General features: G+C 68.0%; 7 protein-coding genes. 6 read left to right on the top strand and 1 reads right to left on the bottom strand.

The genetic code is table 11. The annotated features are described in order from the left end of the window. Positions 1 to 192 precede the first annotated feature (192 nt). The 6 genes from rpoB to tuf all read left to right on the top strand — a co-directional run bounded on the left by rpoB (position 193) and on the right by tuf (position 12,474). Positions 193 to 3,675 carry a DNA-directed RNA polymerase subunit beta gene (gene rpoB / locus CRV15_RS10325; protein WP_009997288.1) on the top strand — a complete coding sequence of 1,161 codons (3,483 nt, stop codon included), beginning with the start codon at positions 193 to 195 and terminating at the stop codon, positions 3,673 to 3,675. Between the two features lie 104 nt (positions 3,676 to 3,779). Beyond that, entirely contained in the window at positions 3,780 to 7,679 is a 3,900-nt protein-coding gene (locus tag CRV15_RS10320) for a DNA-directed RNA polymerase subunit beta' (protein WP_003956474.1), read from the top strand. Between the two features lie 437 nt (positions 7,680 to 8,116). After that, complete coding sequence (gene rpsL, locus CRV15_RS10315; RefSeq protein WP_003948652.1) at positions 8,117 to 8,488, top strand: 30S ribosomal protein S12; 372 nt, start codon at positions 8,117 to 8,119, stop codon at positions 8,486 to 8,488. Between the two features lie 2 nt (positions 8,489 to 8,490). Continuing rightward, the gene (gene rpsG / locus CRV15_RS10310; protein ID WP_003956472.1) at positions 8,491 to 8,961 is read left to right on the top strand and encodes a 30S ribosomal protein S7; all 471 of its coding nucleotides are present in this window, start codon (positions 8,491 to 8,493) and stop codon (positions 8,959 to 8,961) included. A 38-nt stretch (positions 8,962 to 8,999) separates the two neighbouring features. Further along, complete coding sequence (gene fusA / locus CRV15_RS10305) at positions 9,000 to 11,126, top strand: elongation factor G (RefSeq protein WP_003956471.1); 2,127 nt, start codon at positions 9,000 to 9,002, stop codon at positions 11,124 to 11,126. Positions 11,127 to 11,280: 154 nt separating this feature from the next. Beyond that, on the top strand, positions 11,281 to 12,474 hold the full coding sequence (tuf, locus tag CRV15_RS10300) for an elongation factor Tu (RefSeq protein ID WP_003956470.1): 1,194 nt from the start codon (positions 11,281 to 11,283) through the stop codon (positions 12,472 to 12,474). A 142-nt stretch (positions 12,475 to 12,616) separates the two neighbouring features. On the opposite strand, the gene CRV15_RS10295 is transcribed toward tuf, so the two are convergent. Further along, a complete protein-coding gene (locus CRV15_RS10295; protein ID WP_003961507.1) occupies positions 12,617 to 14,770 on the bottom strand; it encodes a PIG-L family deacetylase in 2,154 nt (717 codons plus the stop codon). Positions 14,771 to 15,261 lie beyond the last annotated feature (491 nt).

Raw genomic sequence — 15,261 nt, 5'->3', positions numbered from 1 at the left:
TGGACATCAGTGAGCCATGTGGCTACACTGACCCTTTGCGCTGCCTGTTAGCTGCCCCCTGCCCGTCACCAGGGGCATCCCCTCGCATGAGCACAGCGGATTGATCCATCCCTGACCTGGGACTTCTCTCTCTGCGCCGGGCTTGGGAACGGTACGCGCGTAGTGAGTCCGAGCCCTCGGAAGGACCCCCTCTTGGCCGCCTCGCGCAACGCCTCGACCGCGAATATGAACAACGGCGCCAGCACTGCCCCGCTGCGCATCTCCTTTGCAAAGATCAAGGAGCCTCTTGAGGTTCCGAACCTCCTCGCGCTCCAGACCGAGAGCTTTGACTGGCTGCTCGGCAACGCCGCGTGGAAGGCTCGGGTCGAGGCGGCTCTGGAGAGTGGACAGGACGTCCCCACGAAGTCCGGTCTGGAGGAGATCTTCGAGGAGATCTCCCCGATCGAGGACTTCAGCGGGTCGATGTCCCTGACCTTCCGGGACCACCGCTTCGAGCCTCCGAAGAACTCCATCGACGAGTGCAAGGAGCGCGACTTCACCTACGCCGCGCCGCTCTTCGTCACGGCCGAGTTCACGAACAACGAGACCGGTGAGATCAAGTCTCAGACGGTCTTCATGGGCGACTTCCCGCTCATGACCAACAAGGGCACCTTCGTGATCAACGGCACCGAGCGTGTCGTGGTGTCGCAGCTGGTGCGCTCCCCCGGTGTCTACTTCGACTCCTCCATCGACAAGACGTCCGACAAGGACATCTACACCGCCAAGATCATCCCGTCCCGGGGTGCCTGGCTGGAGATGGAGATCGACAAGCGCGACATGGTCGGTGTCCGTATCGACCGCAAGCGCAAGCAGTCCGTCACGGTGCTGCTCAAGGCCCTCGGCTGGACGACCGAGCAGATCCTTGAGGAGTTCGGCGAGTACGAGTCGATGCGCGCCACCCTGGAGAAGGACCACACCCAGGGCCAGGACGACGCGCTCCTCGACATCTACCGCAAGCTCCGTCCGGGCGAGCCCCCGACGCGCGAGGCCGCCCAGACGCTGCTGGAGAACCTCTACTTCAACCCGAAGCGCTACGACCTGGCCAAGGTCGGTCGCTACAAGGTGAACAAGAAGCTCGGCGCGGACGAGCCGCTGGACGCCGGCGTGCTCACCACCGACGATGTCATCGCGACCATCAAGTACCTGGTCAAGCTGCACGCGGGCGAGACCGAGACGATCGGTGAGAACGGTTCGCAGATCGTCGTCGAGACCGACGACATCGACCACTTCGGCAACCGTCGTCTGCGCAACGTCGGCGAGCTGATCCAGAACCAGGTCCGTACGGGTCTCGCCCGTATGGAGCGTGTCGTGCGCGAGCGCATGACCACCCAGGACGTCGAGGCGATCACGCCCCAGACCCTGATCAACATCCGGCCGGTCGTCGCCTCCATCAAGGAGTTCTTCGGCACCAGCCAGCTGTCGCAGTTCATGGACCAGAACAACCCGCTGTCGGGTCTCACCCACAAGCGCCGTCTGTCGGCGCTCGGCCCGGGTGGTCTCTCCCGTGAGCGGGCGGGCTTCGAGGTCCGTGACGTGCACCCCTCGCACTACGGCCGCATGTGCCCGATCGAGACCCCCGAAGGCCCGAACATCGGTCTGATCGGCTCGCTCGCCTCCTACGGCCGGGTCAACGCGTTCGGCTTCGTGGAGACCCCGTACCGCAAGGTCGTCGACGGCCAGGTCACCGACGAGGTCGACTACCTGACCGCCGACGAGGAGGACCGCTTCGTCATCGCGCAGGCCAACGCCGCGCTCAACGACGAGCTGCAGTTCACCGAGGCCCGGGTGCTGGTCCGCCGCCGCGGCGGCGAGGTCGACTACGTCCTGCCGGCCGAGGTCGACTACATGGACGTCTCGCCGCGCCAGATGGTGTCGGTCGCGACCGCCATGATCCCCTTCCTGGAGCACGACGACGCCAACCGTGCCCTCATGGGCGCGAACATGATGCGTCAGGCCGTTCCGCTGATCACGGCCGAGGCGCCGCTGGTCGGTACCGGTATGGAGTACCGCTGCGCGGTCGACGCCGGTGACGTGATCAAGGCCGAGAAGGACGGTGTGGTCCAGGAGGTCTCCGCGGACTACATCACCGTCGCCAACGACGACGGCACCTTCACCACCTACCGGGTGGCCAAGTTCTCCCGCTCCAACCAGGGCACCTCGGTCAACCAGAAGGTCATCGTCTCCGAGGGCGACCGGGTCATCGAGAGCCAGGTCCTGGCCGACGGCCCCGCCACCGAAGACGGCGAGATGGCGCTCGGCAAGAACCTCCTCGTGGCGTTCATGCCGTGGGAGGGCCACAACTACGAGGACGCGATCATCCTGTCGCAGCGCCTCGTGCAGGACGACGTCCTCTCCTCGATCCACATCGAGGAGCACGAGGTCGACGCCCGGGACACCAAGCTGGGCCCCGAGGAGATCACCCGGGACATCCCGAACGTCTCCGAGGAGGTCCTGGCCGACCTCGACGAGCGCGGCATCATCCGCATCGGCGCCGAGGTCGTCGCCGGCGACATCCTGGTCGGCAAGGTCACCCCGAAGGGTGAGACCGAGCTGACCCCGGAGGAGCGCCTGCTCCGCGCGATCTTCGGTGAGAAGGCCCGTGAGGTCCGTGACACCTCGCTGAAGGTGCCGCACGGCGAGATCGGCAAGGTCATCGGCGTCCGCGTCTTCGACCGCGAGGAGGGTGACGAGCTGCCTCCGGGCGTGAACCAGCTGGTCCGCGTCTATGTCGCCCAGAAGCGCAAGATCACCGACGGTGACAAGCTGGCCGGCCGCCACGGCAACAAGGGTGTCATCTCCAAGATCCTCCCGATCGAGGACATGCCGTTCCTGGAGGACGGCACCCCGGTCGACATCATCCTCAACCCGCTGGGTGTCCCGTCCCGAATGAACCCGGGACAGGTCCTGGAGATCCACCTCGGCTGGCTCGCCAGCCAGGGCTGGAAGGTCGAGGGCAACGAGGAGTGGATGGAGCGGCTGAAGTCCATCGGCGCGGACGAGGTCCAGCCCGGCACCAATGTCGCCACCCCGGTCTTCGACGGCGCCCGCGAGGACGAGATCGCCGGTCTCTTCGAGAACACGATCCCCAACCGCGACGGTGACCGGATGGTCCTCCCCTCCGGCAAGGCCAGGATGTTCGACGGCCGCTCCGGCGAGCCGTTCCCGGACCCGATCTCGGTCGGGTACATGTACATCCTCAAGCTCCACCACCTGGTCGACGACAAGCTGCACGCCCGGTCGACCGGTCCCTACTCGATGATCACCCAGCAGCCGCTGGGTGGTAAGGCCCAGTTCGGTGGCCAGCGCTTCGGTGAGATGGAGGTGTGGGCGCTGGAGGCATACGGCGCCGCCTACGCCCTCCAGGAGCTGCTGACCATCAAGTCCGACGACGTCACCGGCCGCGTGAAGGTCTACGAGGCCATCGTCAAGGGCGAGAACATCCCCGAGCCCGGCATCCCCGAGTCCTTCAAGGTGCTCATCAAGGAGATGCAGTCCCTGTGCCTCAACGTGGAGGTGCTGTCCTCGGACGGCATGTCCATCGAGATGCGCGACACCGACGAGGACGTCTTCCGCGCTGCGGAAGAGCTCGGCATCGACCTGTCCCGGCGCGAGCCGAGCAGCGTCGAAGAGGTCTGACGGGGTCCGGCCGGGACCCGCACCGCGATGCGGGTCCCGGCCGCCGCCCCCAGGACTCCGTACAGACCACTTTGATACACAACCCTGAGAGGGATTGACGCATAGTGCTCGACGTCAACTTCTTCGACGAGCTTCGGATCGGCCTGGCCACCGCTGACGACATCCGCCAGTGGTCGCACGGCGAGGTCAAGAAGCCCGAGACGATCAACTACCGCACGCTCAAGCCGGAAAAGGACGGGCTCTTCTGCGAGAAGATCTTCGGCCCCACCCGGGACTGGGAGTGCTACTGCGGCAAGTACAAGCGCGTCCGCTTCAAGGGCATCATCTGTGAGCGCTGCGGTGTCGAGGTCACCCGCGCCAAGGTGCGCCGTGAGCGGATGGGCCACATCGAGCTGGCCGCCCCGGTCACCCACATCTGGTACTTCAAGGGTGTCCCGTCCCGTCTGGGCTACCTGCTGGACCTCGCGCCGAAGGACCTGGAGAAGGTCATCTACTTCGCCGCGTACATGATCACGTACGTGGACGACGAGCGCCGGACCCGCGACCTGCCCTCGCTGGAGGCCCATGTCTCCGTCGAGCGCCAGCAGATCGAGAACCGCCGCGACGCCGACCTCGAAGCCCGCGCCAAGAAGCTTGAGACCGACCTGGCCGAGCTGGAGGCCGAGGGCGCCAAGGCGGACGTGCGCCGCAAGGTGCGCGAAGGCGCCGAGCGGGAGATGAAGCAGCTCCGCGACCGCGCCCAGCGCGAGATCGACCGCCTCGACGAGGTGTGGAGCCGCTTCAAGAACCTCAAGGTCCAGGACCTGGAGGGCGACGAGCTGCTCTACCGCGAGCTGCGCGACCGCTTCGGCACCTACTTCGACGGCTCGATGGGCGCCGCCGCGCTCCAGAAGCGCCTGGAGTCCTTCGACCTCGACGAGGAGGCCGAGCGCCTCCGCGAGATCATCCGTACCGGCAAGGGCCAGAAGAAGACCCGTGCGCTCAAGCGCCTCAAGGTCGTCTCCGCGTTCCTCCAGACCAGCAACAGCCCCAAGGGCATGGTGCTGGACTGCGTCCCGGTCATCCCGCCGGACCTGCGTCCGATGGTGCAGCTCGACGGTGGCCGCTTCGCGACCTCCGACCTGAACGACCTGTACCGCCGTGTGATCAACCGGAACAACCGCCTCAAGCGTCTCCTTGACCTCGGTGCCCCCGAGATCATCGTGAACAACGAGAAGCGGATGCTCCAGGAGGCCGTCGACGCGCTGTTCGACAACGGCCGCCGCGGCCGTCCGGTCACCGGTCCGGGCAACCGTCCGCTGAAGTCCCTCAGCGACATGCTCAAGGGCAAGCAGGGCCGCTTCCGTCAGAACCTCCTCGGCAAGCGTGTGGACTACTCCGCGCGTTCCGTGATCGTCGTCGGTCCGCAGCTCAAGCTGCACCAGTGCGGTCTGCCGAAGGCGATGGCGCTGGAGCTGTTCAAGCCGTTCGTGATGAAGCGCCTGGTCGACCTGAACCACGCGCAGAACATCAAGTCGGCCAAGCGCATGGTCGAGCGCGGTCGCACCGTGGTGTACGACGTCCTCGAAGAGGTCATCGCCGAGCACCCGGTGCTGCTGAACCGTGCGCCCACCCTGCACCGCCTCGGCATCCAGGCCTTCGAGCCGCAGCTCGTCGAGGGCAAGGCCATCCAGATCCACCCGCTCGTCTGTACCGCGTTCAACGCGGACTTCGACGGTGACCAGATGGCCGTCCACCTGCCGCTCTCCGCGGAGGCGCAGGCCGAGGCCCGCATCCTGATGCTGTCCTCGAACAACATCCTCAAGCCGGCCGACGGCCGTCCGGTGACCATGCCGACCCAGGACATGGTGCTGGGCCTCTTCTTCCTCACCACGGACGAGGAGGAGCGCGAGGTGCGCGGAGAGGGCCGGTCCTTCGGCTCCACCGCCGAGGCGATCATGGCGTTCGACGCCCGTGAGCTCTCCCTCCAGGCCAAGGTCGACATCCGCTTCCCGGTGGGCACCATCCCGCCGCGCGGCTGGACCCCGCCGGCCCGTGAGGAGGGCGAGCCCGAGTGGCAGCAGGGGGACAGCTTCCGCCTGCGCACCACGCTGGGCCGCGCGCTCTTCAACGAGCTGCTGCCCGAGGACTACCCCTTCGTCGACTACTCGGTCGGCAAGAAGCAGCTCTCCGAGATCGTCAACGACCTCGCCGAGCGCTACCCCAAGGTCATCGTGGCGGCGACGCTCGACAACCTGAAGGCGGCGGGCTTCCACTGGGCCACTCGTTCCGGCGTCACCGTCGCCGTCTCGGACATCGTCGTCCCGGAGGCGAAGAAGGCGATCGTCGCCTCCTACGAGGCCAAGGACGAGAAGATCCAGAAGCAGTACGAGCGCGGTCTGATCACCAAGCAGGAGCGCACGCACGAGCTGATCGAGAACTGGACCCGCGCGACCAACGAGGTCGCCGAGGCGATGAACGCGAACTTCCCGAAGACCAACCCCATCTTCATGATGGTGGACTCGGGTGCTCGTGGAAACATGATGCAGATGCGTCAGATCGCCGGTATGCGTGGTCTGGTGTCGAACGCCAAGAACGAGACCATCCCGCGTCCGATCAAGGCGTCCTTCCGCGAGGGTCTGTCCGTGCTGGAGTACTTCATCTCCACGCACGGTGCCCGTAAGGGTCTGGCGGACACCGCCCTGCGTACCGCCGACTCGGGTTACCTCACCCGTCGTCTGGTGGACGTCTCGCAGGACGTCATCATCCGCGAGGAGGACTGCGGCACCGAGCGCGGTCTCAAGCTGCGGATCGCCGAGAAGAGCGCCGAGGGTGTGCTCCGCAAGACCGACGACGTCGAGACGTCGGTGTACGCGCGGATGCTCGCCGAGGACGTCGTCGTCGACGGCAAGGTCATCGCGCCCGCCAATGTCGACCTCGGCGATGTGCTGATCGACGCGCTGGTCAACGCCGGTGTCGAGGAGGTCAAGACCCGCTCGGTCCTGACCTGTGAGTCCGCGGTCGGCACCTGTGCCTTCTGCTACGGCCGCTCGCTGGCCACCGGCAAGCTGGTCGACATCGGTGAGGCGGTCGGCATCATCGCCGCCCAGTCCATCGGTGAGCCCGGTACCCAGCTGACGATGCGTACCTTCCACACCGGTGGTGTGGCCGGTGACGACATCACCCAGGGTCTGCCCCGAGTCGTCGAGCTCTTCGAGGCCCGTACGCCGAAGGGTGTCTCCCCGATCTCGGAGGCGGCCGGCCGCGTCCGGATCGAGGAGACCGAGAAGACCAAGAAGATCGTCGTCACCCCGGACGACGGCAGCGACGAGACGGCCTTCCCGATCTCGAAGCGCGCCCGTCTGCTGGTGGGCGAGGGCGACCACGTCGAGGTGGGCCAGAAGCTCACCGTGGGTGCCACCAACCCGCACGACGTGCTGCGCATCCTCGGCCAGCGGGCCGTCCAGGTCCACCTGGTCGGCGAGGTCCAGCGGGTGTACAACTCGCAGGGTGTGTCGATCCACGACAAGCACATCGAGATCATCATCCGGCAGATGCTCCGCCGGGTGACGATCATCGAGTCCGGCGACGCCGAGCTGCTGCCCGGCGAGCTGGTCGAGCGCTCGAAGTTCGAGACCGAGAACCGTCGTGTGGTCACCGAGGGTGGTCACCCCGCCTCCGGCCGTCCGCAGCTGATGGGTATCACCAAGGCGTCGCTGGCCACCGAGTCCTGGCTGTCGGCGGCGTCCTTCCAGGAGACCACCCGGGTGCTGACCGACGCGGCGATCAACGCCAAGTCGGACTCCCTGATCGGCCTCAAGGAGAACGTCATCATCGGTAAGCTCATCCCGGCCGGTACGGGTCTGTCCCGTTACCGCAACATCCGGGTGGAGCCCACCGAGGAGGCCAAGGCCGCGATGTACTCGGCCGTCGGCTACGACGACATCGACTACTCGCCGTTCGGCTCCGGCTCCGGCCAGGCCGTGCCGCTGGAGGACTACGACTACGGTCCGTACAACCAGTAAGGCGCCAGTCGGCGAAGGGCGGTCACCCCGTGGGGTGGCCGCCCTTCGGCGTGTCCGGGACCCCGCGCCGGGCCGTGGGCCGGGCCCCTGCTCCGTCCGGGCGGTCCGGGGCGGCTCCCGCTCCCCCCGTTCGCGCTCCGGTGTCCGTTCTGCGATACTGCGCGCTCCCACCGGATGAGCGGCCCCTCGGCGTGTCGCCCCGGCCGCATTTGTTTTGACCGCAGCCCATGCGGTAGGTACGCTCTGACCTTGTGCCTGGGGTGTGCCTGGGCTCCTGCGCGTGTCCTCAACCGCGTGGCGAGTCCGATCTGGGCCACCGCTATCTGCACCCGCTTCCGCCTTCGCGGCGGGAGCCCGCAGCTACGACACACCCGACCGCGTGGGTCGGAGACGTTCCAGGTTAGTTTCACAGTCGGCACACAGAAACCGGAGAAGTAGTGCCTACGATCCAGCAGCTGGTCCGCAAGGGCCGGCAGGACAAGGTCGAGAAGAACAAGACGCCCGCCCTTGAGGGTTCTCCTCAGCGCCGCGGCGTCTGCACGCGTGTGTTCACGACCACCCCGAAGAAGCCGAACTCGGCCCTGCGTAAGGTCGCGCGTGTGCGTCTGACCTCTGGCATCGAGGTCACGGCCTACATCCCGGGTGAGGGACACAACCTGCAGGAGCACTCCATCGTGCTCGTGCGTGGTGGCCGTGTGAAGGACCTGCCGGGTGTTCGTTACAAGATCATCCGCGGTTCCCTGGACACCCAGGGCGTCAAGAACCGTAAGCAGGCCCGCAGCCGCTACGGCGCCAAGAAGGAGAAGTAAGAATGCCTCGTAAGGGCCCCGCCCCGAAGCGCCCGGTCATCATCGACCCGGTCTACGGTTCTCCTCTGGTGACCTCGCTCATCAACAAGATCCTCCTGAACGGCAAGCGCTCCACCGCCGAGCGGATCGTCTACGGCGCCATGGAGGGCCTCCGCGAGAAGACCGGCAACGACCCGGTCATCACGCTGAAGCGCGCGCTTGAGAACGTCAAGCCCGCTCTTGAGGTCAAGTCCCGCCGTGTCGGTGGCGCCACCTACCAGGTGCCGATCGAGGTCAAGCCGGGCCGCGCCTCCACCCTCGCGCTGCGCTGGCTGGTCGGTTACTCCCGCGCCCGTCGCGAGAAGACCATGACCGAGCGCCTCATGAACGAGCTGCTGGACGCCTCGAACGGCCTCGGCGCCTCGGTCAAGAAGCGTGAGGACACGCACAAGATGGCCGAGTCCAACAAGGCCTTCGCGCACTACCGCTGGTAGTCGCTACCCCCATCGAGACCGAGAGAAGACTGAGCCATATGGCCACCACTTCGCTTGACCTGGCCAAGGTCCGCAACATTGGGATCATGGCCCACATCGACGCGGGCAAGACGACGACCACCGAGCGCATCCTCTTCTACACCGGTGTGAGCTACAAGATCGGTGAGGTCCACGACGGCGCTGCCACGATGGACTGGATGGAGCAGGAGCAGGAGCGCGGCATCACGATCACGTCCGCCGCGACGACCTGTCACTGGCCGCTCGAGGACGTCGATCACACGATCAACATCATCGACACCCCGGGTCACGTGGACTTCACCGTCGAGGTGGAGCGTTCGCTCCGTGTCCTCGACGGTGCCGTCACCGTGTTCGACGGTGTCGCCGGTGTTGAGCCGCAGTCCGAGACCGTCTGGCGTCAGGCGGACCGCTACGGCGTTCCGCGTATCTGCTTCGTCAACAAGCTCGACCGCACCGGTGCCGAGTTCCACCGCTGTGTCGACATGATCGTGGACCGCCTCGGCGCGACCCCGATCGTGATGCAGCTCCCGATCGGCGCCGAGGCCAACTTCCAGGGTGTTGTGGACCTCGTCCGCATGAAGGCCCTGGTCTGGTCCGCCGAGGCGTCCAAGGGCGAGATGTACGACGTCGTCGACATCCCGGCCACGCACACCGAGGCCGCCGACGAGTGGCGCGGCAAGCTGATCGAGACGGTCGCGGAGAACGACGAAGAGATCATGGAGCTGTACCTGGAGGGCCAGGAGCCCACCGAGGAGCAGCTGTACGCCGCGATCCGTCGTATCACCATCGCGTCCGGCAAGCCCGACACCTCCACCGTCACCCCCGTGTTCTGCGGCACCGCGTTCAAGAACAAGGGCGTCCAGCCCCTGCTCGACGCCGTCGTGCGCTACCTCCCCTCCCCCCTGGACGTCGAGGCCATCGAGGGCCACGACGTCAAGGACCCCGAGGTGGTCGTGAAGCGCAAGCCGGCCGACACCGAGCCGCTGGCGGCCCTCGCGTTCAAGATTGCGAGCGACCCGCACCTGGGCAAGCTCACCTTCATCCGGGTCTACTCGGGTCGCCTGGAGGCCGGCACCGCGGTGCTGAACTCCGTCAAGGGGCGGAAGGAGCGCATCGGCAAGATCTACCGTATGCACGCCAACAAGCGTGAGGAGATCGAGTCGGTGGGCGCCGGTGACATCGTCGCCGTCATGGGCCTGAAGCAGACCACCACCGGTGAGACGCTCTGCGACGACAAGAACCCGGTGATCCTGGAGTCCATGGACTTCCCGGCGCCGGTGATCCAGGTCGCGATCGAGCCCAAGTCCAAGGGCGACCAGGAGAAGCTGGGTGTCGCCATCCAGCGTCTCGCGGAGGAGGACCCCTCCTTCCAGGTCCACTCGGACGAGGAGACCGGCCAGACCATCATCGGTGGTATGGGCGAGCTCCACCTCGATGTCCTCGTCGACCGTATGCGTCGTGAGTTCAAGGTCGAGGCCAACGTCGGCAAGCCGCAGGTCGCGTACCGCGAGACGATCCGCAAGGCCGTCGAGCGCGTGGACTACACCCACAAGAAGCAGACCGGTGGTACCGGTCAGTTCGCCAAGGTGCAGATCGCGATCGAGCCCATCGAGGGCGGCGACTCGGCGTACGAGTTCGTGAACAAGGTCACCGGTGGCCGCGTGCCCAAGGAGTACATCCCCTCCGTGGACGCCGGTGCGCAGGAGGCCATGCAGTTCGGCATCCTGGCGGGCTACGAGATGACGGGCGTGCGCGTCACGCTCCTCGACGGCGCCTTCCACGAGGTCGACTCCTCCGAGCTCGCCTTCAAGATCGCCGGTTCGCAGGCGTTCAAGGAGGCCGCCCGCAAGGCGTCCCCCGTCATCCTTGAGCCGATGATGGCCGTCGAGGTCGTCACGCCCGAGGACTACATGGGTGACGTCATCGGCGACATCAACTCCCGCCGTGGCCAGATCCAGGCCATGGAGGAGCGCAGCGGCGCCCGTGTCGTCAAGGGCCTCGTGCCGCTGTCGGAGATGTTCGGCTACGTCGGCGACCTCCGCAGCAAGACCTCGGGTCGCGCAAGCTACTCGATGCAGTTCGACTCCTACGCCGAGGTTCCGCGGAACGTCGCCGAGGAGATCATCGCGAAGGCCAAGGGCGAGTAACTCACCCGAGTGCACGCTTTAGGCTTGTCACCGGAGCCCGACGGGGCATTCCCTCCCAGACCGGGATGGAATGCCCCTGGGACCCGGCATCCCAGCAAAGATCACCTGGCGCCGATGAGTAAGGCGTACAGAACCACTCCCCAGGAGGACCCCAGTGGCGAAGGCGAAGTTCGAGCGGACTAAGCCGCACGTCAACATCGGCACCATCGGTCACATCGACCACGGTAAGACGACCCTCACGGCCGCCATTACCAAGGTGCTGCACGACGCGTACCCGGACCTGAACGAGGCTTCGGCGTTCGACCAGATCGACAAGGCTCCTGAGGAGCGCCAGCGCGGTATCACCATCTCCATCGCGCACGTCGAGTACCAGACGGAGTCGCGTCACTACGCGCACGTCGACTGCCCGGGTCACGCGGACTACATCAAGAACATGATCACCGGTGCCGCGCAGATGGACGGCGCCATCCTCGTGGTCGCCGCCACCGACGGCCCGATGCCGCAGACCAAGGAGCACGTGCTCCTGGCCCGCCAGGTCGGCGTTCCGTACATCGTCGTCGCCCTGAACAAGGCCGACATGGTGGACGACGAGGAGATCCTGGAGCTCGTCGAGCTCGAGGTCCGTGAGCTCCTCTCCGAGTACGAGTTCCCGGGCGACGACCTGCCGGTCGTCCGCGTCTCCGCGCTGAAGGCGCTGGAGGGCGACAAGGAGTGGGGCCAGTCGGTCCTGAACCTGATGGCCGCCGTCGACGAGGCGATCCCGCAGCCCGAGCGTGACGTCGACAAGCCGTTCCTGATGCCGATCGAGGACGTCTTCACGATCACCGGTCGTGGCACCGTCGTCACCGGTCGTATCGAGCGTGGTGTCCTCAAGGTCAACGAGACCGTCGACATCGTCGGCATCAAGACCGAGAAGACCACCACCACGGTCACCGGCATCGAGATGTTCCGCAAGCTGCTCGACGAGGGCCAGGCCGGTGAGAACGTCGGTCTGCTCCTCCGTGGCATCAAGCGCGAGGACGTCGAGCGCGGCCAGGTCATCATCAAGCCGGGCTCGGTCACCCCGCACACCGAGTTCGAGGCCCAGGCCTACATCCTGTCGAAGGACGAGGGTGGCCGTCACACCCCGTTCTTCAACAACTACCGCCCGCAGTTCTACTTCCGTACCACGGACGTGACCGGCGTCGTGACCCTCCCCGAGGGCACCGAGATGGTCATGCCGGGCGACAACACCTCCATGACCGTCGCGCTGATCCAGCCGGTCGCCATGGAGGAGGGCCTGAAGTTCGCCATCCGTGAGGGTGGCCGGACCGTGGGCGCCGGCCAGGTCGTCAAGATCACCAAGTGATCGCCTGACGCTCTGACCCGGTAGCTCCCAGCGAGCCGCCGTACGAAGGGCCCCGCACCGTTCACCGGTGCGGGGCCCTTTCGTCTGCCCTCTGCCCTCTGCCGTACGCCGTCCGCCGTCCTCGGACGGCGGACGGATCTGCTCAGACGCTGCCCGTGCGCCGCACCGGGGCCGTGCCGTTCTTCGGGTGCCAGACGAGAAAGGGCCGCGCGTCCGCCCCGAGAGCGACGGCGGTGGGGCCGTAGTGGCAGTCCAGCAGGGTGGGGTCGGACAGCGCCCGGACTCCCGCCGAACGGTTCACCGTCCGGCCGGACGAGGACAGCCGCATCCCGCCCCGCAGCCCCCGGTCGAGCAGGACGGCGCCCGTACGGGTGCGGACCGCGCCGACCGGGCCGTACCCGGGGAGCCCGCCGCCGGGCAGCGGGGTGCCGTCGAGGCCGACCGCGGTCAGCTCCGCCGCCGCCGGCGCGCGGTAGTAGAGCCCCACCCCGCCGTCCCGGTCGGGGAGCGCGGTGACCGGCCCGCCGGGCGGCGGCAGCGGGCCCCCGGGGCGGAGGGCCACCGGCTCCCCGGGGGCCCGCTGCCCCCAGTGCGCCACACCGTCCCGGCCCGCGGCGAAGACCTGGACCCGCCCCCGCGCGTCCACCACCGCGCTGAGCCCGTCCTGGATCTCCGGACCGCCGAGGCGCCGCCAGGGGCCCCAGCTTCCGTCGGCCGCCCGCACCCGGGTGCTGAGCTGCTTGTCGGCGTCGCGCACGAAGAGGTGGACCCGGCCGTCCGGCGCGGCCACCGCCACCGGGACCCCGATCCGCCGGCCCCGGTCGTCGCTGTGCTCCGGGTTGCCGAGGCCCGTCCAGGGCAGGAAGTCGCCGCCCGCGCGCCGCTGCTCCAGCAGCACGATCTCGCGTCGGTTGGGCGCCCCCCGCCCGCCGAGCGCGGCGAACCGCAGCCCGAAGAGGAGCTGGCGTCCGTCCTTGAGGACCGCGGCGCCCAGCGCGGGCGCCAGCGGGCCGCCGCCCAGGTCGTCCGGGGCGCCCCAGGTGCCGCTGCCGGGCGCGGTCTCCCGCCAGCGCACCGCGCGCAGCCCCAGCACCCCGTAGGCGGCGAGCCGCTTGTCCGGCTGCACGGTGACGGCCGGGCGGGGCCCGGGGTAGCGGTGGTGGGTGGAGCGCACCCAGCCCTTCTTGTTCCGGAGCGGCCGGGTCCCGCCGACGCTGTAGTCGCCGCAGCCCGCGTCGTTGCCGCACTGCCAGCCGGGGTCACCGCCGTAGGGGACGAGGTGCGCCGCCTTCTCCTGGAGGACCCGCGGCGGGAGGTTCTTGGGCCAGTGGCGGTTGTAGTAGCCGCGGAAGGCGTTCACGACGAAGCCGGGCACCTGCCCGCCGTCCTCGGTCGCCCGGGCCACCCAGCGCACCATCGCCGCCCAGCTGAAGCAGGCCACGGCGGTGTGGTCGCCGTGGTCGGAGTAGCCGCGCTGCTCGCTGTCCAGACGGCGGGTCCGCTCGTCGCTGTGCTGGATGTCCGGGTCCGGGTCCAGGGTCTGGATCACGGTGGGCCGGTACTGCTCCATCAGCCCGACGAGGACGTCGATCAGCTCGTCGTACGCGTACGGGACGGTCTTCCGCAGCGGGGAGCCCTCGGCGATCACGGTCTGCACCTCGACCGCGCGGTCGTGCCAGAGGCTGGGGAGCGCCATCCAGCGGCGGCGGGTGTGCATGGGCAGATTGAGGAAGATCAGCTCGACCCGGCGGTGGCCGTTGGTGAGGGTGTTGATCTCGGCCAGCCGGTCCCGGCGCAGTGCGGTGACGCCCCGGGTCCACTCGGTGAACTTGTCCAGCCCGAGGAGGGAGGCGTACGCCTGCCGCAGCCCCTGGTGGCGGGCGGAGGAGTAGGCGCGGGTGTCCGGGGCCGGCTCCTGCCCCCCGGGGACGCGGTTCTTCCCGGTGTGCTCCCCGGCGGAGACATAGACGCAGACCAGGGGGGTCCCGGAGTCGAGCATCCGCTGGGTGTCCGGGTTCATGAAGTACAGATCGTCGTCCGGGTGGGCGAGGATCTGCATCAGCTGGGCCCGCCGGGAGCTGGCGATCGGCATACCGGGCGCGGGGTCGGCCGCAGGTATCGGCCGCTGCGGGTCGGGAACCGTGCAGCCGGTGGCGACGCCCGCGCCGAGCAGGCCCGCCGCGGTCACGAGGGCGCGGCGCCGGGGCCCGCGCCGGGGGGTGTCCGCCCCGGCACCGGACTCCGGCTCGGATATCCGGGCAGCCCGAACCAGGGCATGCGAGGGTGCTCTCTTCACTTGGCCGTGCGCTCCGTCCGCTTCCCCCGCAGCGGGCGGCCTGCGGCCCTGGCTGCGTTACATGGTGGTACTGGCGCGAACCGCTGGTCAGGCGGGGTCGCGCAGAATGAGACGGATTATCGTCACACAGGGTTGCCCGAGCGGTGAACTCTTGTTCAAAAACACGGTGATAACGCACGTGGGAGGGGACGGGAGGCGAGCGGAGGGTAACGCTCCGTCGTGATGGCGGGCGATGGCGGGCGACGGCGGGCGACGGCCGAGGGGTCACCGTGCGTACAGCCGGGGAGGTGCCGGAGTGCAGTCGGGGCGCGGCCGGGGAGGTGCAGGGGGGGCGGCCGGGGAGTCGCCCGGGAGCCGTCGGGGAAGCCGTCCGAGGGGCTGGACGATCACTCGGTGATCCGTCCGCGGACGGCGGGGGAGCGGTCCGGGGAGCCGGAGCCGAGGCGATCTTTCCGGCGATCTTCGCGCGATGCGCCGTGCCGTCTGCGTGA

Origin of the sequence: Streptomyces clavuligerus, assembly GCF_005519465.1 — a bacterium.
GTDB classification, from domain to species: domain Bacteria; phylum Actinomycetota; class Actinomycetes; order Streptomycetales; family Streptomycetaceae; genus Streptomyces; species Streptomyces clavuligerus.
Note: the sequence above shows the minus strand (reverse complement) of the source record. Positions and strands in the feature narration are given on the sequence as shown.